The sequence below is a fragment of the Thioalkalivibrio sp. ALJ24 genome, from assembly GCF_000377785.1.
Classification (GTDB): Bacteria; Pseudomonadota; Gammaproteobacteria; order Ectothiorhodospirales; family Ectothiorhodospiraceae; genus Thioalkalivibrio.
Window position 1 is genome coordinate 1 of the sequence record NZ_KB898732.1, and the last position, 25,342, is coordinate 25,342.

The 25,342-nt window shown below is 65.6% G+C and carries 19 protein-coding genes; 4 read left to right on the forward strand and 15 right to left on the reverse strand.

Annotation, left to right across the window (positions count from 1 at the left end):
• From D571_RS0111645 to D571_RS0111715, 15 genes are all read right to left on the reverse strand, one after another.
• The coding region (locus D571_RS0111645; protein ID WP_018935035.1) for a transposase at window positions 1–191 on the reverse strand (191 nt) is incomplete at its 3' end.
• Between the two features lie 134 nt (window positions 192–325).
• Window positions 326–1,690: a phenylacetate--CoA ligase family protein gene (locus D571_RS0111650; RefSeq protein ID WP_018936868.1), complete on the reverse strand. Its 1,365-nt coding sequence runs from the start codon at window positions 1,688–1,690 to the stop codon at window positions 326–328.
• A gap of 3 nt (window positions 1,691–1,693) precedes the next feature.
• Window positions 1,694–2,938: a glycosyltransferase gene (locus D571_RS0111655; RefSeq protein WP_018936869.1), complete on the reverse strand. Its 1,245-nt coding sequence runs from the start codon at window positions 2,936–2,938 to the stop codon at window positions 1,694–1,696.
• The gene (locus D571_RS0111660) at window positions 2,928–4,145 is read right to left on the reverse strand and encodes a TIGR04063 family PEP-CTERM/XrtA system glycosyltransferase (protein ID WP_018936870.1); all 1,218 of its coding nucleotides are present in this window, start codon (window positions 4,143–4,145) and stop codon (window positions 2,928–2,930) included. Before D571_RS0111660 ends, D571_RS0111655 begins: the two co-directional genes overlap by 11 nt.
• A gap of 13 nt (window positions 4,146–4,158) precedes the next feature.
• The gene (locus D571_RS0111665; RefSeq protein ID WP_018936871.1) at window positions 4,159–6,054 is read right to left on the reverse strand and encodes an XrtA/PEP-CTERM system amidotransferase; all 1,896 of its coding nucleotides are present in this window, start codon (window positions 6,052–6,054) and stop codon (window positions 4,159–4,161) included.
• 110 nt (window positions 6,055–6,164) lie between these two features.
• Window positions 6,165–7,325 (reverse strand): TIGR03088 family PEP-CTERM/XrtA system glycosyltransferase, encoded by a 1,161-nt coding sequence (locus D571_RS0111670; RefSeq protein ID WP_018936872.1) that lies wholly within the window; start codon window positions 7,323–7,325, stop codon window positions 6,165–6,167.
• A gap of 11 nt (window positions 7,326–7,336) precedes the next feature.
• Window positions 7,337–8,899 (reverse strand): exosortase A, encoded by a 1,563-nt coding sequence (xrtA, locus tag D571_RS0111675; protein ID WP_018936873.1) that lies wholly within the window; start codon window positions 8,897–8,899, stop codon window positions 7,337–7,339.
• Complete coding sequence (locus D571_RS0111680) at window positions 8,889–10,142, reverse strand: TIGR03087 family PEP-CTERM/XrtA system glycosyltransferase (protein WP_018936874.1); 1,254 nt, start codon at window positions 10,140–10,142, stop codon at window positions 8,889–8,891. The genes xrtA and D571_RS0111680 overlap by 11 nt, the downstream gene beginning before the upstream one ends.
• A 13-nt stretch (window positions 10,143–10,155) precedes the next feature.
• Window positions 10,156–11,190 (reverse strand): FemAB family XrtA/PEP-CTERM system-associated protein, encoded by a 1,035-nt coding sequence (locus D571_RS0111685; RefSeq protein ID WP_018936875.1) that lies wholly within the window; start codon window positions 11,188–11,190, stop codon window positions 10,156–10,158.
• 3 nt (window positions 11,191–11,193) lie between these two features.
• Complete coding sequence (locus tag D571_RS0111690; protein ID WP_018936876.1) at window positions 11,194–12,105, reverse strand: XrtA system polysaccharide deacetylase; 912 nt, start codon at window positions 12,103–12,105, stop codon at window positions 11,194–11,196.
• A 12-nt stretch (window positions 12,106–12,117) separates the two neighbouring features.
• Window positions 12,118–13,203, reverse strand: coding sequence for an XrtA/PEP-CTERM system-associated ATPase (locus D571_RS0111695; RefSeq protein ID WP_018936877.1), 1,086 nt, complete (start codon window positions 13,201–13,203; stop codon window positions 12,118–12,120).
• A gap of 3 nt (window positions 13,204–13,206) precedes the next feature.
• Window positions 13,207–14,727 (reverse strand): TIGR03016 family PEP-CTERM system-associated outer membrane protein, encoded by a 1,521-nt coding sequence (locus tag D571_RS0111700; protein ID WP_018936878.1) that lies wholly within the window; start codon window positions 14,725–14,727, stop codon window positions 13,207–13,209.
• Window positions 14,699–15,595, reverse strand: coding sequence for an XrtA-associated tyrosine autokinase (locus D571_RS0111705; RefSeq protein ID WP_018936879.1), 897 nt, complete (start codon window positions 15,593–15,595; stop codon window positions 14,699–14,701). Before D571_RS0111705 ends, D571_RS0111700 begins: the two co-directional genes overlap by 29 nt.
• Before the next feature lie 121 nt (window positions 15,596–15,716).
• The gene (locus D571_RS0111710; RefSeq protein ID WP_018936880.1) at window positions 15,717–17,258 is read right to left on the reverse strand and encodes an XrtA system polysaccharide chain length determinant; all 1,542 of its coding nucleotides are present in this window, start codon (window positions 17,256–17,258) and stop codon (window positions 15,717–15,719) included.
• A 203-nt stretch (window positions 17,259–17,461) separates the two neighbouring features.
• The gene (locus D571_RS0111715; RefSeq protein ID WP_083916900.1) at window positions 17,462–18,931 is read right to left on the reverse strand and encodes a MinD/ParA family protein; all 1,470 of its coding nucleotides are present in this window, start codon (window positions 18,929–18,931) and stop codon (window positions 17,462–17,464) included.
• 152 nt (window positions 18,932–19,083) lie between these two features.
• On the opposite strand from D571_RS0111715, the gene D571_RS0111720 reads away from it, so the two are divergent.
• The 4 genes from D571_RS0111720 (at window position 19,084) to D571_RS0111735 (ending at window position 25,311) form a co-directional block, all read left to right on the forward strand.
• Window positions 19,084–21,189, forward strand: coding sequence for an HDOD domain-containing protein (locus D571_RS0111720; protein ID WP_026287820.1), 2,106 nt, complete (start codon window positions 19,084–19,086; stop codon window positions 21,187–21,189).
• A 56-nt stretch (window positions 21,190–21,245) separates the two neighbouring features.
• Window positions 21,246–23,390, forward strand: coding sequence for an EAL domain-containing protein (locus tag D571_RS0111725; protein ID WP_018936883.1), 2,145 nt, complete (start codon window positions 21,246–21,248; stop codon window positions 23,388–23,390).
• A gap of 156 nt (window positions 23,391–23,546) precedes the next feature.
• On the forward strand, window positions 23,547–24,227 hold the full coding sequence (locus D571_RS13765; RefSeq protein WP_018936884.1) for a GNAT family N-acyltransferase: 681 nt from the start codon (window positions 23,547–23,549) through the stop codon (window positions 24,225–24,227).
• 271 nt (window positions 24,228–24,498) lie between these two features.
• A complete protein-coding gene (locus D571_RS0111735; protein WP_018936885.1) occupies window positions 24,499–25,311 on the forward strand; it encodes an outer membrane lipoprotein-sorting protein in 813 nt (270 codons plus the stop codon).
• Window positions 25,312–25,342 lie beyond the last annotated feature (31 nt).

A 25,342-nucleotide genomic window follows, 5' to 3' on the forward strand; every position in this document is an offset into this window, starting at 1 on the left:
CGGTTCTCCTCCTCCAGCTCCTTGAGGCGCTTGAGGTCCGAGGCGGCCATGCCGCCGTACTTCGACTTCCAGTTGTAGAACGTCGGCTGGCTGATCCCGTGCTTGCGGCAGATCTCCTTAACGGACTGCCCGGCATCCGCCTCCTTCAGGATCGACAGGATCTGGTTCTCGCTGAAGCGTGACTTCCGCATGGCTCCCCTCCCGGCGGCTCGACCTCGATTGTGCCAGAGCACTCTAATAACCACTGGTCCTCGTGGATGGGAAGCTTACGTTTTCAGCGCTGACACTCTGGCGTTTTCTGCTAATACTGGTTTTCCGGGGTGGGTCAGCAGTGACCTTCAATGCTGGAGACCTTGCAGATAACATGGCGGTGCTTCCCGTTGGGCTCGGGGGATATGACGTCCACCTCGTTCACATCGATCTCGACCGCCCCGCCCAGTGCCTCGGCGAAGCCCTGGCGCAGGTGTCGTTCAACATCGGCTGGCAAGGGCGCGGCGAGACTCAACAGGAGCTCCACCCGCTGGCGGTCGTGCTGGATGATCTTGTAGGCACGCAGGCCGTTCAGGTCGCGCAACATGTAGTTGAACCGACTGCCGTGAACCCAGGATCCATCAGCAGCAATCAACCCGTCGTTTGCCCGGCCCTCGATGTCGCGCAGTAGCGGAAGCCCACGCCCGCAGGGGCAGATCCCGGGATCCAGTGCTCCGCGATCGCCGGTGCGATAGCGAAGAAAGGGGAACTCCGGCCCCGCGAGGTTGGTGACGACAATGTTGCCAGTCGTTCCGTCCGGCACCGGCTGGTCGTTGTCGTCGAGGATCTCCACGATGAGTTCCTCCGCCGTAATGTGCAGCCCTCCCTCGGGGCACTCTCGCGCGATGAACCCGGCATCGCGGGCTCCATACTCGTTGGATACCCCGCACGCCATGACCTCGCCAATCACCTCGCGCCACTCCGGCCGCAACACCTCCGAAGTGGTGAACGCCACCCGGATTCCCAGGTCATCGAGGCGCTGGCCATTGTCCCGTGCGTGCCAGGCCAGACGCGCGATCGCGGACGGGTAACCGAACAGCATTCTCGGGCGGATCACACGCAGGCGCGCGATGATCTGGTCCAGCCGTTCCGGGTTCAGGTCACTGGCCGGGACCAGCGACGACCGGAACAGGCGATCGCGCCACGCCCGCGCGCGGTTCTGGTTCGCGGTCTCTACCGGGGATCCCCACAGCACGACTTCGGGATCCCCGATATCCACACTCCACCACCGGGTCGCACGCCACTTGGCAGCGATATCCATGCCAATGCGGTCTGCTCCCAGCCAGAAGGTCAGCGGCTCGCCAGACGACCCACTGGTGCGGTGTTCGGTCAGGCCAGCCGCGTCGTCCGCACGCCAGGATGTGCCCTGATTGCGGATCAATGACTTGTCGGTGACCGGCAAGTGGCGTAGATCCTCGATCCGGGAGAAATCGCTGATATGAAATCCGTGCTGCGCAAACCAGTCACGATAAAAGGGCACCTGAGCGGTCACGCGTTCGAGAAGCCGGCTCAGGCGTTCCTCCTGCAGCGTTCGCAGGGCCTCCGGCGCCCACCACTGGCTGGTTTCCAGCGCGCGCCGATACCGCACGGTCGGGTGTCCCTTGAGCCGCTCCTGCAAGGGAAACAGACCGCGCGACACCCACTGCGTATACAGACTCACCGCTCAGTCCGGAGGAGGGGAGCGGGGCGATGGTTCGGACTGTGCGGCCATGATCGCCTCGAATTCCGCGACGAGCCGGGGAATGCGCGCCTCCCAGGCATTGGCGCGGGCATGGGCCAGAATGGCGTCGTGGTCCCAGTCCCGCCGCAGGGCTTCGAGGAGCGCATCGCGCAACGCGTCGTGGTCCCCGAACGGTACCACCAGCCCGACCTGTTCCGAGTTGACCACTTCCGCATTACCCCCCACGCGGGTCGTGACGATCGGCAGGCCACAGGCAGATGCCTCGAGGAACACGTTTGCCCACCCTTCGAAGCTTGTCGCCAGCACGAAAAGATCGCCGGCCGAATAGACGAGGCGCAGTTCGTCCGGTGCGACTTGCCCCAGAAACCAGACCCTTCCTTCCAGTCCCAGCTCCTGCACCTGCTTGCGCAACTCGTGTTCGTTATTGCCTTCCGGTGTGGCGCCCCCCGCGATCACGAAGTGCAGGTCGGGGTGCTGCTGCAATAGCTGCGGCAATGTCGCAATCACGCGATGGAAGCCCTTGCGTTCGGTCAGCCCCCCCACCGAGATCAGCAGACGTGCCTGTTCGGGCAACCCCAGACGGCGGCGCGCCTGCGTCCGGTCTTCGGGGTAAAAGCGCGCGAGATCCGCCCCATTACCGATTACCTGAACATGATCGGGTGGCTGCCCCCACGCCGTTGCCTCCTGACGCAGTGCGTCCGCGACCGAAAACACCCGTGCCGCGTCATTCAGCGCCCGGTCGATCTGTCGTCGATGCAGGCGGCTGTCCGCAAACCGGGACAGCCCTCCGCGTAGGGTGATCGTGTACGGACGCCCCAGCCAGCGCGACAGCCAGCGAGCCGCCACACCATCCGGGTAGATGAAATGGGCATCGATCAGATCGAATCCGAATTCGCGCTTCAGGCGCCGCAGCAGGGGCAGGCTGCCGAGGGCCTGAAAGAAGCCATCGGTCCACTTGAGAACGCCGGGAAAACAGAAAAAGCGCGGGTGATAGACCGCGATACCGTCCTGTTCCTCGAATCGCGGAGGCATCGGGCGCGAATGAGGGCGCAGACGCCCCAGAAGTCCCTGTAACGGGAACCAGGGCGCGGGCGCGACCACCACCAGATCCAGATGCTCGGCCACGCGACGCATACGTTCACGCACGAACAGCCCGAGATTGGGTTGCGCGGCATTCGGGTACACCCGGGTAAACACGACCAGCCGTGGGCGGTGACTATCCGGCACGGGCCACCTCCGGGATCCCCTTCAGTCCCTCGTAAATTGGCCGATAACGGGCGACGCTGCGGACCCAGGTGCGTTCTTCTTCGACGAAGTGGCGTCCGGCGGCCCGCACCTGCGGCCATTCGGACTCGCGGGCCAGGGTGTCGAGAACCGTGCGGGCCAGCGATTCCACATCGTCGGCCCGGAACAGCCAGCCGGTTTCGCCATGGCGAATCAGCTCCCGGTGACCACCAACGTCGGACGCGACGAGAAGGCGCCCCTGAGCCATCGCCTCCAGCGGTTTGAGCGGCGTGACCAGCTCGGTCAGACGCATTGAATGGCGCGGGTACACAAGCAGATCGACCAGATCGTAGTAGCGTTGCACCCGGTCATGCGCAACCCGACCGGTGAACACGACCCGACCGGCCACGCCGAGACGTCGCGCCTGCTCCTCCAGGCGTTCGGCCTGAGGGCCGCCTCCCACGAGCAGGATGCGAACATTCGGGGCCTGCTCGAGGATGTGCGGGAAGGCTTCCAGCAGCAGATCGAGGCCCTCGTAGGCGTAGAACGATCCGATGAATCCGAGCACCCGTGCGTCGTCCAGTCCCAGCTCGGTCTTGAGATCGGCATCCGGCTCCCCGCCAAGCCGGAACGCCTCGGCATCGACCGCATTCGGGATGACCGTGACACGGTCGCCCGGAATACCCCGAGCAATGATGTCTTCGCGCAGCCCGTTGCAGATCGTCGTGACGTGATCCACCCGCCGCAGGATGTATGACTCGAAGGCGCGTGTCGCACGGTAGCGCAGCCCGTTCTCACGGCTCGTACCGTGATCCACCGCCGCGTCTTCCCAGAACGCACGAACCTCGTAGACCACCGGAATCCCCAGTCGGCGCCCCACCCGCAGTGCGGGCAGCGCGTTCAGGGCCGGGGAGTGGGCATGCAGCACGTCCGGCCTCAGCTCCCGCGCAACTGCCTCCAGGCGCCGCGTGAGGGCCTGCATCAGCCCCCACTCTCCCAGCCCGGGGCTTTTGCGGGGTCGGTAGCGCGTGCGATGGAAATGCAGACCATCGACATCCTCTTCGTCGCCCTCAACCTCGCCCTGTTTGGGGCTGGTCAGGTGAAATGTCTCCCAGCCCAGGCGGTGCTGCTCGCGCAGGATGGCCGCGGTGCGGAAGGTGTACCCGCTGTGCAGCGGTATGGAGTGGTCGAGGATGTGCAGGATCTTCATCATCGCTCCCGCATCAGTTGGCGGATCGGGCCAGAAAGCCCTCGAACATCAGGAGAGACCACAGCGCCGGGCTGTGATCGCGGGCGCCACTGACATGCTGCTTCACCAGGGTATTCAGGTAGTCCATGTTGAAGATGCCGGAGTCGGCCATGCGGGGACCGAGGACCTGGGCTTGCATGCGTTCGCGCAGGGGGCCGCGGAACCATTCGGCCACCGGTATGGAAAAGCCTTTCTTGCGGCGGTACAGGATTTCGTCCGGCAGGTAGGGCTCCATGGCCTTTTTGAATACATATTTGCCTTCGCTGCCGCGCAGTTTGAGATCCGGTGGCAGCCCCGAGATCCACTCGACCAGCTTGTGGTCGAGGATGGGGACGCGCACTTCCAGCGCGTGCGCCATGCTCGCCCGGTCGACCTTGGTCAGGATGTCGCCCGGCAGGTAGGTCTTCATGTCGAGGTACTGGACCAGCGACAGCGGGTGGTCGGTGGGGGCCCGTTCCGCATGCCCGCGCAGCACCTCGACCGCACCGTAGCCCTGCAGCGAGCGGCGGAACTCGGGCGAGAACAGATGGGCGCGCAGGTCGTCACGCAGGATCGACACGCCCTGGAAATAGCCTTCGATCGAATCCCGCGCCAGGGCCTGGAACGTGGCCTTGGCGCGCAACGGGCGCGGGGCCCAGTCGGCCTTGGGGTAGAGGCGTGCCAGGGCCCCGAACAGCCCGCGCCGCAGGCTCAGTGGCAGCGGACTCCGCAGGCGTTCTTCCGAGAGGTGATGACGGTAGCGCCGGTAGCCGGCGAGGTTTTCGTCGCCGCCGTCGCCCGACAGTGCGACAACCACCTGCTCACGCGCCTGCTCGCAGACCCGGTAGGTCGGCAGGGCGGAGCTGTCGGCAAAGGGTTCGTCGTAGATTCCCGCGAGCCGGTCCAGCAGCGAGAAGTCGTTCGGGTCGACCTCGCGCACGCTGTGACGGGTGTGGTAGCGGTCGGCCACCATTTGCGCATAGCGGGATTCGTCGAACGCGGCGTCGGCAAAGCCGATGGCGGAGGTCCGCACCGGGTCATCGGACAGCCCCGCCATCATGGCGACCACGGCGCTGGAGTCCACACCGCCGGAGAGGAAGGCGCCCAGCGGGACCTCGGCGACCATGCGAATGTCCACGGCCTCGTTCAGACGCGCGGTCAGCTCTTCGGCCGCGGTGGCGACATCCGCGACCCCGCTGTCGGCAAACGGGACATCCCAGTACTCCCGTGGCTCGCCGGGCGTGCCCTGGCCCCGTCGGACGGTGAGCGTGTGCCCGGGGGGCAGCTTGTGGACGCCCTGGAAGATACTGCGCGGTTCGGGTACATAGCCGAAGGCGAAGTAGTCCTCGACCGCAAACGCGTCCATGCGCCGCGGCAGGTCGGGATGCGCCGTCAGGGCCTTGAGTTCGGAGCCGAAGATCAGGTGGCCGTCCGGCAGCGTGCTGTAATAAAGCGGCTTGATGCCCATCCGGTCACGGGCCATGAACAGGGTGTCGCGATTGCGATCCCAGACGGCGAACGCGAACATCCCGCGAAAGCGTTCCACGCAGGCCTCGCCCCATTCCTCCCAGGCATGCACGATGACTTCGGTGTCGCTGTGCGTGCGGAACTGATGTCCTGCCCGCTGCAGCTCGGTGGTGAGCTCCGGGAAGTTGTAGATCTCGCCGTTGTAGGTGACGACGACGGTCTCGTCCTCGTTGAACAGCGGCTGCTGTCCGCTGGAGAGGTCGATGATGGAAAGGCGTCGGTGGGCGAGCCCCACACCCGGTTCCAGATGCGTTCCCCCTTCATCCGGCCCGCGGTGAAACTGCGTTGCGTTCATCGTTTCCAGCAACGAGCGGTTGATGGGGCGCTGCTCTCTGAGGTCGAAGATGCCGGTGATGCCGCACATGTCAGGATTCCAGGCTCCGTCCGGGGACAGGTTAGGGGGCTGCCGCGTCGCTGCGCGGATCCATTGTGACGGAACTGCATGGCCCCGCGCCACGTGGGGGTGTGGCTCGTTCAGCGCCGGTCCTGCAGCACCCGGTCATAGACATCGAGGTAGCCGGCGACCATCGCCTCCATGCTGAACGCTTGTTCGGCGCGGGCGCGGGCACCGGCCCCCTCGCGGGCCCGTCGCTGCGGGTCCTCCGCATAAGCGGCGATGGCGTCGGCGAGGTCCGGTGGCTGCCCTGCCGGTACCAGGATGCCGCTCTTCCCGGGCTCGACCAGATCGGGATTGCCGCCCACATCCGTGGCAATCACCGGGAGGCCGCTGGCCATGGCCTCCAGAACGGTGTTGCACACGCCCTCCGCGAGCGAGGGCAGGACGAACACGTCCATCGCCCGCATGCAGTCCGCCACGTCGTTACGCGCGCCCGCGAGCCATGCCTGCTCCGCCACGCCCGCCTGTTCGAGGGCCGAACGTGCGGACTCCAGCAGGGGGCCGTCGCCGACCAGTACCAGACGCAGGCGCGGGAAGGTCTCCGGCATGCGTTCGCGCAGCAGCACGAAGGCCTCGACCAGATCGAGCGGGGCCTTGACCGCCTGCATGCGCATGACGCCGCCGATCACGAGGCTTTGCGCGTCGACGAACCCGGGGGGCAGCGGGGAGTGGGTCTCGCCCGTGGCGGGGGCGAAGTGTCCGGTATCCACCCCGTTGTAGATATGTGACAGCCGGTGTTCCGGGACGCCGATCGCCTGTTGCAGATAGTCGCGCTGGTGCCGGGACAGGGCGATGTAATGGCCGACCAGCGGACGGGCGGCCCGGCGCAGCCGGCGGTTCTTGACCCGGGAGCCGTCGAGGTCACCGACATCCCAGCCGTGTTCTCCGTGGACGCGGGCACGCACCCCGGCGAGCCACGCGGTGACCTGCGCCTCCAGCGTGCCCAGGTTGCGGGTGTGGACGATATCCGGGCGCAGTCTGCGCAGTTCCCGCCACAGTCGAACGTGGACGCCGAGGTCCTTGCCCTCGCGCTTGTTCAGGGCGTGCAGCGTGACGTCCGACCGGCGAATGCGCTGGCGGAAGTCCGTGAAGTCGGCCATGCAGATGATCGAGTGGCGGAAACGCTCCGCCGGCATGTGGTTGATGAGATTGACCAGGCCGTTTTCCATGCCGCCCACGTCCAGGCGGTGGATGATGTGCGCGATGCGCGGACGCGGGTCGCCATCGCGGGTTGCCATCGGCGTCTCGCTCACCTCTGGTTCACTTCGGCAAGCCGGTCCAGGACGTCGGGCAGGACCGCCTCTGCATAGTCGCGCAGCCGCTCCTCCGCGGGATCGGGATCAAAGCCGTACGGCGCATACAGAACGATCAGCGCGGCGTCGTCGCGCTGGCCCAGCAGGCGATTGAGGGCCTCGCGCGCCTTGACCTCATGCGGCGAGGTCGTCAGGCGGCCATCGACCCAGTACCAGCGCCAGACCACCAGCTGCTGCTGCCCGGGGCCTTCCAGCAGGAACCGCTGGGCATCGGGGAACTCGTCGAATGCGGTGCGGCCCCGCCGGGTTTGCGACCAGTCCTCGGCGCGATCGCGACCGGCCAGGGTGTTGGCCCAGCCGACCATGCTCCCGTGCCGGGCCTGACCGCGGTAGAACAGCACGTGCGCGCCCACCGGGTCGTTGCCCCCCTCCGGCTGTACGAGGCCGCCGCGTCCGTCCCTGGCAAACCGGTATCCGGGCGTCCAGGCGAGGTCCTGCTCCTCGGCGGCATGCCAGCCGTCGGGGGCCAGCGGGCCCTCGCCCAGTCCGGTGACCGGCCCCAGGTCGCGCTGATTCATCCAGGCCGCGTAGAGCGGCGCCGCGCTTGCCAGGGCGCCGGCGAATACCGCGGCGGTCACGAACCGGCGGATCGCGGGGTGCGTCCGGGCGGCGGGCCGGGCCGGTTTCCGTTGCGTTTGGTCGTCGAGGTGGTCTTCTCGCCAGATCGCTCCAATGAGGAACATCAGGAAGATGATCACGCCAAAAAACACCCATCCGTACACCAGATGGTCGACACCGGCCGCCAGCCGCATGTCGCTCAGGTGGCCGATCATCACGATGCCGTAGGCGCGCATCCAGTTGGCGACAATGGGCACCAGGATGGCGACCCCGACGAACGCCACCCGGCGCCAGGGGCTGCGATAGATCAGGAATGCATACAGGGTTCCCACCGCTACCGAGGCCATCAGGTAGCGGACCCCGGAGCAGGCCTCCACGACCGACCATCTGCCCGTTGGCAGCTCGAAGTTCAGGCCATCGCGATAGATGGGGATGCCCGACCACTGCACCGCCGCAACCGTGAAATCGGCGGTCCAGATCATCATGGGTTCGACCATGAATTCGCCGAAGGGGACCGCGAACAGCAGGTAGGCCAGCGGGAACTGCAGTCGCCAGGTGATCGCGCTGCCCAGCACCAGCCAGAAGAGCGCGGGAATCATCAGCACCGCCGCGAACTGGCGCACCGAGATCACGTCCACCAGCTCGCCGGCGACCCAGACCAGCGAAAGCCCCAGCAGCGGCACCATGGCCCACCAGGTCGGCTCCGGTGCCAGGTGCCGGACCTCGTCGCGCTTGAGGTAGAGCAGAAACAGAACGATCGGGACGATCAGGAAGCCGTGCGCGAAGGTATCGGAGCGCTGCCAGATGGCGACCATGGAGGCGAACGTCGGGTAGTACGCGACGCCCAGGATGACCAGGCCCAGCCCGAGTGCGGCGGCTGCCAGCCACCAGCGCATCTGCAGTGCGTCCGGCATGGATTGGGTGCGGGATTCAGAGGCCATCGGCTGACTCCGATACGACGCCCGCGTCGTGCGCGGGGGACAGGGGTTTCGCCTGGAGCATCTCCTCCAGGCGGGACAGGTTGCGCTCCCAGTCATAATCCCGGAGGACCCTTTCCCGGGCGGCGGCGCCCAGTTCCGGGGTGGGGTCGTGCAGCTCCCCGGAAACCGCCGCGAGGAACGCATCCGGCGTTGCGGGCGCGCGGATCACCTCGGTGTCCGGCTCGGCCGTCAGTCCCTCGAGGGCCTGGGGGGTGGCGACAACCGGCCGGGCCAGGGCCATCGCCTCCAGCACCTTGTTCTGTACACCCCGGGCAATCCGTAGCGGTGCCACCGCGAGGCGGGCATGCGCGATCCAGACCCGGATGTCGTCCACGAACCCGGTCACGGTCACCCCGGGGCGCTCCGCCAGCGCGAGTACCTCCGCGGCCGGTCGACTGCCCACGATGAAGAACTCCACATCCGGACAGGACTCGCGCAGGGAGGGCAGCACGTGATCGGCAAACCAGAGCACGGCATCCACGTTCGGCCAGTAGTCCATGGCCCCGGTAAAAACGATGGGCCGGCAACCGTCGGGGTACGGGCTTGCGCCCGCCACGGCCGCGGGCGAAAAGTAATCGGCGTCGACCCCGTTATTCAGGGCATGTACGCGGCTTGCGACGCCCGGGGCGCGCTCGCGAAAGGCCCGGGCCTCATCGGGCGAGACGAACACACTGGCATGCGCGGATTCGGCCATGCGGCGCTCGCTGGCCAGAAGGCGCTGTCCCTCGCGGCGGTAGACGGCGCTCATCGGCCAGTTCCTGGTTGGGGCGTACTGGGTCCACTTGTCGGAGTCGACGTCGACGAAATCGATGACGCGCGTGAGGTCTCCGCTGGTCGGCAGGTACTGCGCCATCGCGGAGGAAAAGGCCAGCGCGCGGGAGATGTCGTGGCTTCGAAGGGTGTGGTCAACCCAGCGCTGCAGGGTGCGGTCCCGGTACCAGGGCAGGGTCAGGGGTTCGCCGGTGATCAGGCCGCTCAGGGCGCGCAGCTGCGCCCGGCGCCGTGGCAGGGGGCGGGCGCAGACGCTGGTGCATATTTCCTCGAGTTCGGCGACGTACGCGTGATCGGCGGGGTCATCGATGAACGTCCCCAGGTGGACCCGATAGCGCTGCGTCAGGTAGCGGAGGATGTGGTGTGAGCGGATCTTGTCGCCCTTGTTCGGCGGCCATGGGATCCGGTGGACGAGATAAAGAAGGTCTTCCATCGCTCTGCACCCGTTAGCCAAGTGAACGCGAAAGTTTGGGGCCGAGCCAGTTGGCGACCGGCAGCGGCAGCCGCTGCCACGCAGCGATGAAATAGCGGTATTTCGGGTTGAGCGGATTGACGTTGGGGATCTCGCTCGCCCGCACGAGATGGTATTCGTAGTACAGCGGCTGAGGCTCGAAGCCCCAGTTTTTCTTGAAGCTGAACGAGCCTGTGTCGCGCTTGCTGCGGCCGAAGTCAAACACGCGATAGCCATCCTCGCAGGCGCGGCGCATCAGCTCCCAGTAGAGGAAATCGTAGCCCGCCACCTGACGTGCCTCGGGCGTGCCGGCACCGTAATAGGGCAGCACCTCGTCGCGGAAGTAGAAGGTCACCACGCTGGCCACGGGCTGCCCGTCCTGCGCGGCCGTCAGCACCCGGCAGTCGTCCCCGAAGACCTCGATCAGCGTCTCGAAGTAGCGACGGCTGAAGACGGGGGTGCCCAGACGGCGCACGTTGGCGGCGAAGATCGGATAAAAGCGCTCGATATCCGGCTCGAATTCGCTGGCAAGACCGGCCTTGATCCCCTTGCGCACCATCCGGCGCTGCTTGCGGGGGATCGCGTTCATGTTGGCCTCGACCTCCGGTTCCAGGGTCTTGCGGAAGGTCACGTACAGGTCCTTGGTGGGCCTCCCGGGGTGCTGTTGCCGCAGATTGCGATACTCGAGATGGTCCACCTGCAGGTCTTCGGCCAGTTTGCAGGCCGCGTTGTCGAGCGCCGCACGGGCGGCGGGGGTGTCGGCAAGAATGCCGCCATAAACCCCGAACGGGATGGACATCAGGGCATTGCCGAACAGCCGGGACCGGATGTGCACCAGTGGCAGCACGCCCTGAATCGTGCCGCCGGCTTCGGCCAGCAGGTAATGCGTGGGGTGCCCGAACGCGCGCTGCATCACGGTACTCCACCCGGCGCGGTGGAAGAACGTGGCTTCGGGGTGTCCGTCGACGTAGGTGTCCCAGCGTTCATGCGAGTCCCCGTCGAGGACGCGCACCTGCAGTTCGTTTTCCATGCCTCAGGTCACCGGGATTCGGCTGCTTTCCCCGCTACGGGCCGCCGGCATGCCTGTCGGACCCAGATGATCGGCAAACACCGTGTCCATGCGGCCCCACGAGAAATCCTGCAGCAGGCGTTCCAGACGGCTTTCCATCCGGTGCAGGTTCACGTAGTGACGGAATCGGGATTTGGCGCTGATGCCGGGTACGCGCGGCTGGTCCGGATCGATTTCCCACGGGTGGAAATAGAACACGGCGGGCATCCGGTCGACCTGTTCGATGCGACGCAGCGCGCGCCGTGACATGGCGTAAGGCAGCAGCCGGAAATAGCCCCCGCCGGCGGCCGGCAGGTTCCGGCCCCGCAGCCGCAAAGTGGCGGGGGGGAGTTCGAGGATCCCGCCTTCCAGCGGGTAATGGGGCTCCCGCGGGGCCTCGTGCATGCCGTAGTGGTCATGCCGGATGGGGTAGATGCTGGAGCTGTACTGGTGGCCGGTTTCGGCCAGGATCTCCAGGGCCCAAAGGTTGCTGCGACCGATCGAGAAACTTGGCGCCCGGTATCCGCGAATCGGCTGACCCGACAGGTCTTCCAGCAGGGAACGGGCGCGTTCCACATCGGCACGAAACGCCTTCGCGTCCAGCTCGGTGACACGCTGGTGTCCGTAACCGTGGCTGGCCAGCTCGTGTCCGGCTTCGACGATGCGGCGCACCGCGTGCGGGTAACGCTCGGCAATCCACCCCAGGGTAAAGAACGTGGCGGAAACACCAAAGCGGTCGAACAGCGCGAGAATCCGGTCGAGGTTGCGCTCGATCCGGCACTCGCGCGAGTCCCAGGTGTCGCGCGGGATCTGCGGGGCCAGTGCCGCAACCTGAAAATAATCCTCGACGTCGACCGTCAGGGCATTTCTCACCGAGTGTGTTCCGTGGCTGGCCATGGTCGCTCCTGTTCAGCGTGGCTCCTTGCCGGTTTCCGTCGAACGCTCGCAGGCAAACTCTTCGTGCAGGATTTTCAGCACCTTCTGCGACAGGCCGAAGTTGATCGAGGTGTTTTGTTCGAGCCGCCGCAGGCGCTCGTGCAGCCCCTCGATTTCCAGCTCGATACGCGCCAGGGCCAGGTGATTCGCGGGCCCGGTCTCGACTGAATCATCCGCGAATTCCGGCTCGGGGCCTTGTGCGAGTGTCGGCGCCTCGGCCGGTGCGCTTTCTTCCGTCGAGTCCTGCCCGAGGTCTTCGGTGATCTCGTCGATGACCACCTGGGCGTGGGCGGCATCCAGCCACGTGCGTTCTTCCAGATAGCCCATCAGCAGCAGCCGGTCGCAGAACGTATTGACCTGGCGCGGGATACCCCCGGTATAGGAGTGAATGCGTTCCCAGATGTCATCGGAGAACTGGGGACGGCCTTGCCAGCCGGCGCGTTTCAGGCGGTGTTCGATGTATGCCCGGGTGTCGTCCGTATCCATCGGCCCGAGGTGGTAGGTGGCGATCACCCGCTGGCGCAGCTGCTGCATGTTTTCACTGCGAAGAAGCTTGCGGAACTCGGGCTGACCCAGCAGGAAGCTCTGCAGCAGCGGGCCTTCGGCCCCCTGAAAGTTCGAGAGCATTCGGAGTTCTTCGACCGCCTGGGGCCCGAGGTTCTGGGCTTCGTCGACCACCAGCAGGGCCCGCTGACCGCGCGCCCGCGTGTCGTGGAGGAAGCGTTCAAGCCGGCGCAGCTGACCGGCCTTGTGGCTGGGGGCGTCTTCCAGCCCGAAGGCGAGACATACGGAGCGCAGAAGATCCGCAGCGTCCAGCTGGGTGCTCACCAGCTGGGCGGCCACCAGCGGCTTGTCGTCCAGCATCTGGAACAGGCTGCGGACCAGGGTGGTCTTGCCGGCGCCGACTTCCCCGGTGATGACGATGAAGCCCTCTTCGAGCTGCACGCCGTATTCGAGGTAGGCCATGGCACGGCTGTGGCCCTTGCTCGCGTAGTAGAAGCGCGGATCCGGACTCAGCGCGAAGGGGCGCGATTCCAGGCCGTAGAACTCTTCGTACATGACTCAGAATTCCTTGGTCAGGGTGCCCATGATCGAGTTTTCCCGGTACTCGTTCTCCGGAGCATCGGCGCCGCGCCGCTGATGACGATAGGACAGCCCGGCCGTCAGATCCGGTGTCAGATCCCGCGTGACGCCTGCGCGCAGGAACCAGCGGTCGTCCTCGCGCTCGTCGTCCAGGTACTCGGTCAGGGAATACCCGACCGCCAGCTCCGTGGTGGTGCCCGGCCCGTATCGCCACTGCCAGGAGGCGTTGACGCCGGTGTTGCGGCGGTTGTCCTCGAACAGCCCGATGCCGGACCGGGTCTCGGATTCGCGCTCGGTCTGGAAGGCGTTGACGTTGAAGACGCTGCGGCCGGTGTCGTAGCTCCACCCTGCGCGCCAGGTCTGCGTGAAGAAATAGTCCTCGACCAGCGCCTCCTCGGTGAGACCGGAAAGCGCAAGGAGCACCGAGATTTGGTCCAGCGTGAACTCATCAAACAGCTCGTCGACCGAGCGGTTAAGCTGGGTGGCCAGTTCGTCGAACTGCGCGCCGCGCCGCTGGCGGGTCGAATTGATGCCCTCGCTGAAACTCAGGCGGTACGTTGCGTTCCGGCTGCGGTGGTCCACCGACAACGAGCGGGTCTTGCCGAAAAAGCGTTCGCCGTAGCGTGCCTCGATATTGGTGACGCGCGTCGGCGCCCAGCCCGCACCCACTTCCCAGAAGCTTCCGTCATCGTCGTCGCGGGTGGTGGCGAAATCGTTGAATTCTCGTCCGATCACCCCGAAGAGTCGGGCGGACCGTCCGAATTCATAGCCGAGGGTTCCGCTGACTTCGCCGAATTCGCCGTCCACGTCATCTTCGAAATTCTCGCGTTCGTGAAACGCCGCGATCTGCCAGAACGGGCGGTTGAACGCAGGGCCGCTGTCCAGGGTGAAGTCGATCCGGTGGGCGTCGTTGTTGGGACGGTCGCTGCGGTGGTAGCGGATCTCGTCGTAGGTGTAGCGGATCTCCTGGCTGGCAAAACTGCCGTACCGCGTGCGCAGTACCGGGGAGATGCTGTAGCGCGTGGTTTCCTGCAGATTGTCCCGGGGCGTGCTGCCGCCGATGCCGATCGGATCGAGCAGCGATGCGGCCTCCTCGGTCCGGGTCGCCCGGGTTTCGAGGAAAAAGGTATCCTCGACGATCTCCCAGTCGTTGCGGGCCCGCAGTGAGTGCGTGGTCCGGTCCTCGCGCGATTCGCTGGCGTGAAACCGAGCGTTCAGGTTGTAGTCGATCTGCGTGTCCATGCGCGGCCCTTCCTGACGGAAGGAGATGCCCGGACGCAGGGTCCCGATGAAATCGGACGTCTCCTCGCCGCGCGGGGCGAGGGTGACGTTGTCGGTCCATTCGAGCGAGGTCGAGACCCGCGGAGTGATGTCCCAGTCGCTTGCCGCAAGCGGGCCGGCGGCCAGCGCGACTATGCCCGCCAGACCCCAGTGCAGGCTGCCCCGGCCGGGCGATCCTCGACGTGTCCCGTCAGGAGGGTTCACGCGCGTCTTCCCCATAGGTTCGCCCCCCGGAGTAGTAACCGCCCCCGTAACCCAGACCGGGGGCCGGCGCCGCGCGGTTGAGCATGGAAAGGACGACATCACAGGACTGCAGCTGCTCCATCGCGCGCTCAACCGAGGAGGCCGGCGTGGTGTCGGCGTCCACCACCATCACCACCTGCCCCATGTGATGCGCCAGCACGCCCGGTTCGCTGGTCGCCAGAAGCGGCGGCGAATCGAACAGGATGACCCGGTCGTCATAGCGCTCGTAGAGGTCGTCGAGCAGTTGCATCATGGCCTGGCTGGCCAGGAGCTCGGTCGAGCGCCCGTGCGGCCGACCCGCCGGAAGCACGCTCAACCCTTCGACGTTGGTTCGCAGCAGCACGTCGGGGATATCGAGATCCGGCTCGGTGAGGACGTCCATCAGGCCGCGGTCGGCCTGGAACCCGAGGGTGTCCGGAACCGCCGGCCGCGCCACATCCGCATCCACCAGCAGAACGGTTCGATCCACCTCCATCGCGATGCTGAGGGCGAGGTTGGTGGTGGTGAAGGTCTTGCCTTCCCTCGGCAGCGAGCTGGTCACCATGATCAGCCGACCCCGCCGGACCTGCATCGCGGAGTGCCGGCCAAAGGCGTTGTTCAGCAGCGGGCGCTTCATCATGCGGAACTCTTCCGCGACCGAGGAGCGCGCTTCGCCCGGAACCACGATGCCCTGCTTGCGCAGCCAGCCGAAGTCGATCTGCACCTCGCGTGAGCGTACGGGCGCCTGCGCAGCGGCCGGAGCGGGCGTCGCTTCGGCCGCATCCTCGGCCGGCGTCTCCTGGGTCTCCGGCGGCGCCGGCTTGCGTGTCCGGTTCTTGTCGAGGGCCTTCTCGATAATGCTCATTCGCCGCGTCTCCGGCCGGGCCGCGGCGTGTATCCCCCGCAGCCGGTGAAATGTAGGCAGTGGAGCGCCGTCTGCTCGGCATCCCGCCGCGACGACGGTTTTGTCTGGCCCGGAATGGCGGTCATGTCACCAACCGGAGCAGTTCATCCAGTACCCCGGCGGAGCCGGTCAGGTAGAGGGCCATGACGACGAGGAAGACCGCCAGCAGTGTACCCAGGCCCAGCACGAAGAAGACCAGTTCCGAGAACCTGCGACGCTTGTGCATGGGGGTCCGCACCCGCGAAACGCTGCCCAGCACCGGACGCCCGGTGATCTCCGCCAGCTGCCGGCTGTCGCCGACCGTACGTCGCATCTGAGACAGCAGGAAGGCGAATCCGGTGCCGGCCCCGAGCCCCAGGATCAGCACGGCGGTGGCCAGCATCGGGCGGTCCGGCGAGGCCGGTGAGGTCGGGCGTTGCGGCGGCTCCAGCACGCGGAAGTCCACCGAGTCGGTCTGCATCTCCACCTCGCCGGACATGACCGCCTGTTCGCGGCGATCCTGCAGCTGACGGAAGGATTCCCGCAATACGTCGTAATTCCGGGTCAGCGAGGTCAGTTCGGATTCGACCGCCGGGGCCCGGTCGACGTCGCCCTCGAGCGTGTCCACGCGCTCCTCGAAATCCTCGATTCGGGTCCGAAGGGAAGCCAGCTCGCTCTCGGTTTCGGCGATGGCCGCCTGCAGCGGATCGTTGCTGTCGAAGGAAGCGAAGGTCTGCGGATCGCGAGCGTGTTCCTCGGCTTCGCGTTCACGTCGCTCCTCGAGATCGGTCAGCGTCCGCTGCGCCGCGACGACGTCCGGGTGCTCGTCGGTGAAGCGCTGGCGCAGGTTGTCGATGTTTTCCTGAAGCTCGTTGATTCGCCGATCCAGCTCCGGGTTCTGGTACCCGGAGCCTGCGTGTGCGGAACGTTCCTGGGCGGTTTGCCGCAGGGTCTCGAGTCGGCTCTGGGCCTCGCGTTCCTGCAGCCGCGCTTGCCTCAGCTGCTCGCGGGCGCGCTCCAGCCGGCTGTAGAAGTTGCCGTCCCCGCTGAGGAAGCGGGCGTTTTCGCGCCTGAACTGTTCGATCTCCTGTTCCTTTTCCTGCAGCTGCTCTTCGTAGCTTTCCAGCTGCCGCTCGATGAACTGCTGGGAGGTGGTCAGGTCCAGGCGGGAATCGCCCATGCCCCTCTCCATGAAGAGGTCGACGGTTTCGCGCACCACGCGATGGGCAACCTCGGGATCGTTGTGGCGGAAGCTTACGCTGTAGATGTTGTCGCGCTGTCCCCCTGACAGATCGATCCCCGAGCGCAGCATCGAGACTTGGGCATCCAGGCTGGAGGTGCCGGTCAGCACGTCGAGCTCGCTCTCGCGCGCGATCTGTTCGAGGTTTTCGCGGCTGAGCAGGGTGCTGGTGACCATGCGCAGGCGCTGCTCGGTGTCGGGCCGCACGGTCATGCCGCTCAGAAGGGGGTCAAGAACCGACTGGGTATTGACGAACACACGCGAGTCGGACTCATAGACATCCGGGAGGCTGTGCACGTAAGCCCAGCCAACCAGGCAGACCAGCCATGCAATCGGCAGGATCCACCAGCGCCGACGCCAGGTGGCGCGTGTGTGTTGCAGAAGCTCGTGTACGATCTTTTCCATACTGCCCGGATTCCAGTCAACCGCCTGTGTGCGGCATCGATACGTCGCCTCTGGCCGATCGAATCGGGAGTCCCATCGCGAGACGGCCTGTCATCAAGATTGACGACAAGTCCATTGAAAAGCCTTTTCGCAGTGGTGTCCAGAATTGTCGAGGGTCTTTACGGTACCCGCAACAGGGTTGCCCGGCGTGAAGGGCGCGTCCGTCAACGGAGATGACGCCAGTCCTTCAGTTGTTCGACTAGCGGCCGAGGGTCCTCGGAGCCGCGGCGCAGGTGTTCTTCCAGGGCCTGCTGGGAGCCGAATCGCTCCGAGGCAAAACGGTGCACCGGTGCCTGCGGCGCGACAGTCGGGCGCGACTCGGCGATGCCGGCACCCAGCGGGGGCGGTGTCGGTTCCTCGTGCAGAGGGGGCTGGTCCAGAGGGGGCTGGTCGGTGTCTTCGACCCGGCTCGCTGTTTCCCTGGTGTCGAGAAGGCGGCGGATTCCGCGCAGGGCCGAGGCCGAAGTCTCGGGGTGCTCCAGTAACCACTCGACGGTCGTCTCGGGATCAACCGCCGGTATCCCGAAACGTTCGCGATAATCCGCCTCCAGTGCCTGGATCCATTCGGCGATCCGGCACGGGTCACCGGAATCCGCCACCCGCTGGAACGATTCGCGCAGATCCGCGAGGGCATCGTCCCCGGGGGGCGGAACGGGCTCGGACTCCGGCTCCCGGGTCTGGAGGATGTCTGCTTCGACATCATCATCCGGTGGCTCTTCGGCTTCTTCCCGGGAGACCGCTGCGTCTCCGACCAGCTGTCTCATCCAGAAACGGCTGAGGCTGTGGCCCCTGGCCGGATTGAAGCTGTCGGTCGCCAGGGAGCGGGCCAGTCGTCGGAAAGGTCGCGCCGACGGATCCTCCTCGCCGAACAGGGCCACCGGGTGCTGCAGGGTCACCGCGGAACGCAGGCTTTCGTCTCTCTGGATGAATCCGAGAAACTGGACCCTGCTCTTCAGGTACTTTTCCACGGCCGCGCTGAACCGCTGGAACACGGTTCGCGCCTCATCGATGCCGCTGACCATGTTCACGACCACCCCGCAGTCGACCTGTTGCCGTCGCAGCAGGAGCTTGAGCAGGGAAAAGGCATCCGTCAGCGAGGTGGGTTCGGGGGTGATGACCAGCAGGATCCGGTCCCCGGCCGCCAGGAAATCCAGGGTCGTGTCTCCGATGCCGGCTGCGGTATCCACGATCAGATCATCGAACCGGCGCTCGATGCGCGCCAGTTCCGTTACCAGGCGTCGCTGGCGTGCCGGCGAAAGCTCCACGAATTCGCGGATCCCGCTGGCGCCCGGAATGATCTTCAGGCCGTGCGGCCCCTCCAGCAGGATCTCCTCGATCGAGCATTCCTCGGCGAGGACTTCGGCGAGCCCCTTTTCCGGTCGCAAGCCGAGCAGGATGTTCACGTTGGCCAGGCCGGTATCGGCATCGAGGACACACACCCGGCGCCCCTGGCGCGCCAGGGTGATGCCGAGGTTCACCGCGATGCTGGACTTGCCCACACCTCCCTTGCCGCTGGCGACAGGCAGCACGCGCGGACGCGATACGGATTCGCGCCGGTCGGGCGATTCCGTGCCTGCGTTCGCGGCAGGGGCCGGCGTGGGGATTCCTGGTTCACGCAACGCTCTGTTTCCCATTACCGGATACACTGGCGCAGGACAATTCCGGGAAGTATAGTAGGAAATCGGGCGCCGAATCGCGACAGATTCCGGATGCGGTCTCGCGCGCGCCGCCGGGGGCGCCCGGCCACCATCAGCAGGGGCCGTTATTCAGGGCTCCGGGGAGCGGCATGGTCAGGGTCAGTGCATCAACGGAAAGTGTTCCCAGCCTGCCTCAGACGCTGGTGGCGATCCTCGATGCATCGGATCCGGCTGACGCCGATTTCGCGGCTCTGGGACACGCCATCCTGCAGGACGGTGGGATGGCGACTCGTCTGGTGGCCGCCGCCAATTCGCCGGCCTTCTACCGCAGCTCGCCCTGCCGCACCGTCGATCGCGCCCTGCTCACCCTCGGCCTCGATACCGTACGCGACCTGGCCCTGACCGCGGCCATTCAGCAGCTGTTTGGTCAGTACCGACCGCGACATCGGGAGTATCTCCGCGAGATCTGGCGACGGGCCTTGACGACCGCCCACATGGGCCAGGTTCTGGCGACCCTCACGCGCTACCCGCGACCGGAGGAGGCCTACCTTGCCGGCCTTCTCGTCGATCTGGGGCGTTTGATTCGCCTGAGCGAGGACGAGGGGCATTACTGGCCCCTCTTGCAGGGGGCCGGCGATGATCATGAGCTTCTGGAGCTCGAGCGTGCGCATTATGATCGCAGTCATGCCGAACTGGCTGCGGATCATCTGGAATCCTGGGGTCTGGGAACGTGGATCGCCGACGCAGTCCGCTACCACCTCGCCCCGGCGGAACAGGTTCGCGATGCCCACCAGCTCGTCAAGCTGGTGAACCTCGCCAGCGCCCTCGGCCCGGTGCCCGGGGGCAGCGAATCATCCGTTACGGATGCCGCTCTGGTTGCGGCGCACACCCTGTTTGATCTCAACGAAGGGCTGACCCGCGAACTGCGTGGGCGGATCGACAAGGATGTGGCGCGCATTGCCGGGTCGCTCGGGATCGAACTCGGCGATGGCCCCGGTCTGGGCGGCGATGAGCACACTGAAGACAGCCTGGAACGCCGGGCCGAGGCCGCTCTGGGCGAGCGCGTGCGGGATCTCACCGAAATCGATCGCCTGAACGGCGTGCTGGCCCGCAGCGACTCGGTGCAGGCGTGCTCCGATGCCGTCCGGCGTTCCCTGTTTCTGACCCTGGGGGTGGAGCAGAGTCTGCTCTTTTTGCGCGACGCGGGGGGCGCGAGTCTGTCCGCATGGATGGAGGACGATGAAGCCCCCGAGTTCACCCTGCCCCTGCTGCCCGGGCGCAGTCTCGTTACCGATACCCTGCTGGACCGTGAAAGCCGGCGCCACGAGCGCACCGCTGACGGGGTGATCCCCGTGGTGGATCAACAGCTCTTCCGCGTGTGTGGCAGCGAGGTTCTCTGGGCCTTTCCGTTGGTCGACGCGAACGAAGAACCGGTCGGCGTGCTGATTCTGGGGCTGGAGCGGAACCAGGCCGACGCCCTGGAGGCCCGTAGCGGCTTTATCCGTGCGCTGTCACGCGAGATCGCCCGCGCGCTGAGTGCCATTCAGCCGGAGCCGCCACGCGCTCCCGCTCCCGCCACCGAACCCGGCGTTTCCGGCGAGATGATTCGCGAGACGCTGCATGAGGCCGGCACCCCCCTCAGCATCATCCAGAACTACCTGGGTGCCCTTCGAATGAAGCTCTCGGAAGATCCTGAAGCGCAACACGAGCTCGGTCTGATACGCGAGGAGATCGATCGTGTCGGGCGGATCCTGATGCGTCTGCGTGACCCCGAATCCGGCGACCGGTCGACCCCGACCGATCTGAATGCCACCGTCCAGCGGGTTGCGCAGGTGTTTGAGGGTTCGCTTGGCGAGGCGCACGACATCCGGTTACAGCTCGAGCTGGCCCCGGAGTCGCCGGTCGTCGACGTGCCTCCGGACCACCTGCGTCAAATCCTGACGAATCTGCTGACGAATGCGGTGGAGGCAATCGAGTCCGGGGGCAGGATCGGGGTCCGGACCATGGTCCCGAACGGGCTTGAGGGCCGCCGTACGGCGCTGCTCAGCATTGAGGACGACGGCCCCGGGATCCCGGCCGAGGTGCTCGACGCAGGTTTCGAGCCGGTGCCCTCGACCAAGGGCGGAGGCCACGCGGGGGTCGGCCTGAGTATCGTGAAACGCCTGGCCGATGAAGCGGGAGCCAGGATCGAGGTGCAAAGCAACGAGCAAGGAACGCGTTTCGAGCTCTGGCTACCCTGTACACCCGACACCTGATCCGACAGGAACAGGGTTGACCGAGCAGCCGCACGAGCTGCAGGGAGAATTCCCGAATGAGCGAAGGGGCCACCCGAGACGATTCAGACCGAGCTCGCCGTCTGCTGCTGGTCGACGACGATCCGGCCCTTCTGCGCAGTCTGGAAAACCTCCTGACGCCGCAGGGTTTCGAGGTGAATACGGCGAACGGCGGAAGGGCTGCGATCGAACGCCTGCGTGAAACGCACTACGACCTTCTGCTGCTCGATCTGGGCATGCCGGATCTGGGCGGTCGCGAGGTCCTGCGTTTCATGCAGACACACGATCGGGTCGTGCCGACCGTAGTGATCAGCGGCAACGCTTCAGCGGATGACGTCGCGGGTGCGATACGCGACGGCGCAGACGACTATCTGAAAAAGCCGTACCAGCCCGAGGAGCTGATCGCGACGGTCCGCAATGTTCTGCACAGGAAGGATCTGGAAGCGGCCAACCGGAACATGCGCCGGCGCCTGGAGCAGTCCGAGCGTCTGCACCGGCTGATCGTGAACAACTCTCCGGACATCGTCTTCGTGCTGGACAGCGCCGGACACTTCCGCTTTGTGAATGCACGGGCTCACGAACTGCTGGGTTACGCCCGTCAGGATCTGCTGGGGCGCTCCGTCCTCGATCTGGTCGGCGCCGAGGACCGGGACAAGGCGGCCTATTTCTTCAATCAGGCCGGGCACGGCGGGACCCATCTGCGCTCGGTGGAACTGGTGTTGAAACCGAAGGAGGGGGGCGACTGGGCCCAGCGTTACTTCGAGGTCGCCGTGTGTCCCACCCCGGTGGAGGGGGGCGATACGGAGAATCTCATCTACGGCACCGCCCGCGATGTCACGGAGCGCAAGGAATCCGAGGCCTTCATCAATTTCCAGGCCTATCATGATCTGCTCACCCGCCTGCCGAACCGGGCCCTCTTCCGTGACCGCGTGGAAGTGGCGATCGCCCATGCCGAACGCTACCAGTCACGCCTGGCGGTGATCTTCATCGACCTCAACCGGTTCAAGGTCATCAACGACTCCCTCGGGCATACGCTCGGTGACCGCCTGCTGCAGGCCGTGGCCCAGCGCCTGCAGGGCTGTATCCGCGAGAGCGATACCCTCTGCCGCTTCGGCGGCGACGAGTTCACCCTTCTGCTCCCGGGGATTGCGGACAGTCAGGCTGCGGTCCAGGTCGGCGAGAAGCTTGTGGAGAGCCTGCAGACGCCGTTTTATCTGGGGGGCGATCAGGAGCTTCACGTGGGCGCCAGCCTCGGGATTGCGGTGTATCCCGAAGGCGGGGATTCGCTGGAGGCGCTGATCCGGCATGCCGACATCGCGATGTACCGGGAAAAAAGCACCGGCAAGAACGGTGTCTGTCTTTTCGAGCCGGAGATGGAGGGCGCAACGCCCAATCGGCTGGAACTCGAGCAGGACCTGCGCAGGGCGCTGGAGCGCGACGAATTCTGCGTGCTGTATCAGCCGCAGGTCAGTGGCGAGGACGGGCGTCTTCTGGGGGTCGAGGCCCTGGTCCGCTGGAGCCACCCGAAGCGGGGCGAGCTGGGCCCCACGGAGTTCATCCCCCTTGCGGAGGAGACGCGCCTGATTGTCGAACTGGATCGGCTTACCCTGCGCCAGGCGATACGCGGTCTCAATAAAGTGAACGGGCAATGCCCGGATTTGCGCCTGTCCGTGAACCTGTCGCCCGCTCTTTTCGAAGGGGACGGCTTTGTTGATGAGCTGCTGGAGTTCCTTCACAGCGAGGGTTTCCCGGCCGAGAGGCTGGAAATCGAGATCACCGAAAGCCTGTTGCTGAATGATGCCGAGGACACCATTGCCAAGCTGAATCGCCTCAGCGCTGCCGGTGTCCGGATTGCGGTGGATGACTTCGGGACCGGCTACTCGTCACTCAGCTATCTGCAGAAATTCCCGCTGCATACCCTCAAGATTGACCGCAGTTTCGTTCGCGCCGTCTGCAACGACGGGGAGGCCTGCATCGTGAACGCCATTGTTTCCATGGCGCGCGGCCTGCAGATGGATATCGTGGCGGAAGGGGTCGAAACCACGGCCGAGCGCGATTATCTCCGCCGTCTGGGCTGTCCGGTGCTGCAGGGCTTCCTGTTCGGGCGGCCCGCGCCGCTGGAGCACGTACTGACCAGCTGCGCCACGCCTGCCCGGTCTGACCGTTTACCCTACGACGCTTGAGGGGTGGTAGTTGCCTTTGGTCGAGCTCGGCAAAGGCATACTTAAACTAGGCGTAAGGATGGCTTGATCCGAGTGTCGTAATATGGCAGGGCCAGACGGGTTGTTCACACGTTTCGTCGCGTGAGGAGGCCGTCGATCTTCTGTCGAGACCTGCATATGTACCAAGACTCTCCGCTTCAGATCTGCCGTGTGCGTTCCGAATCCCTGAAGCGCATCCACTTTCGGATTCGCTATCAGACGTATTGCGTGAAGAAGAATTATGAACCGCGCGATGCGTATCCGGACGGGCTCGAACGCGACGAGCATGATGCCTATGCGGAGCATTTTCTGGTGCGCTCCAACGCATGCAGCAAGCCCGGACAGTGGGTCGGGACCATGCGGCTCATCCCGCCGCGGAAGGAACGATCCTCGACGGCATTGGACGCTTCGACCATCGAGGTGTCCCGGCTGATCGTGAGTGACCCGGAAGCGCGTGGCAGTTCCCGGGTCCTGTATCTTCTGTGCCAGGCAGCGCAGGCGTACGCCGTGGAGCAGGCTTACACGCATCTCTCGTTTCTGGTTCGACCGGGACTTGCCCGTATTCTCAAACGCCACGGATTGCCCATCGAGCAGGCCGGCGAGGCCTGCGACCACCGGGGAGTGCGTATTCCGTACCGGATCCACGCCGAAAAGGCGCGTGAAGGACTTGAACGCTGGCGTGCGCGGCTGGGGTTGCCCGCGTCCGCCAGTTCGTCCGCATTGCACTACACTTCGTGCAGTAGTGCGCATTGTCCGCTCGGCTACTCCGACGGCCATCATCCAGCAGGCAAAAATCCAGAGGCGGAACTGTCCTTGTAGGCGGTACGACGTTTGAGGCCGCCGGGGTTTCGACCATTCGAAGACGAATCCGTAACCAAATCCGCGAGAAGGAGCATGCCTTCGCGCTGATGGGGCCGGCCCTGACCGGCATCCTGCCCGGAGCGGGGGTGCCTGCCACAGGCGGATGTGGCCATGCCATGACCGGGGCAGCCCCGGGTCGAAGCACTTCGCGACATGGCCCCGGACTGCTCCATTTTGCCCCCGAGGGCATGAGTTTTGACCGGTATTTCGACCTGCACGAGGTGAACACATGATCCGAGCCATCCCGCCGCTCGCTCTCACCGGACTGCTGGCCTTCGGGCTTGCAGCCCCCGTGATGGCCAGCGGGTACTCCGACGGTGAGGCCCTGGCCGAGGCCATCTACGAACGTCCGGACGGGAATGACGCCGTCACTCGCGGCCAGATGACCCTGACCGGCGAGGGGCGCAGACGCGATCGAGTGCGCGAGAGCTACCAATACCGGCTTGACGGCGACGAGGGGGAAAGCTGGAACCTGATCCGTTTCACTTCGCCGAGCAATATTGCGGAAACCGCCCTTCTGGTGCACAACCATCCCGGCGGCGATGTGGATCAGTGGCTGTTCCTTCCGGCGGTCCAGCGCGAGCGCCGTATCAGCAGCGAAAACCGTGGCGGAAGTTTCGTTCAGTCCGAGCTCTACTTCGAAGATCTCGAGGATCGCGAACCGCACAAGGACGACCACCGGATCGTCGGGACCGACACCTTCGAGGATGTTGAAGTGACCCTGCTCGAAAGTACTCCGGTGGATCCGGACAATTCGGTGTACAGCAAGCGGCTGAGCTGGGTGCACGAAGAGACCCTGATCCCCTTGCGTATGGACCTCTTCGAAGGCGGGGAGGAGCCGTCCAGGCGCATGGAAGTCCAGGAGATTCAGGAGGTCCAGGGATACTGGACCATCATGCGCAGCACCATGACCGATCTGGAGAGCGGCCGCCAGACCGTGCTCAATGTCGACGAGGTCGTCTACGACACCGACCTGCCCCGCGACCTCTTTTCCACCCGCAGTCTGTCGGACCCCGAGCGTGCACGCCCCCATCGTCCATGAGCCGTCCCGGGCCGGAGGCCTGAAACCGTCG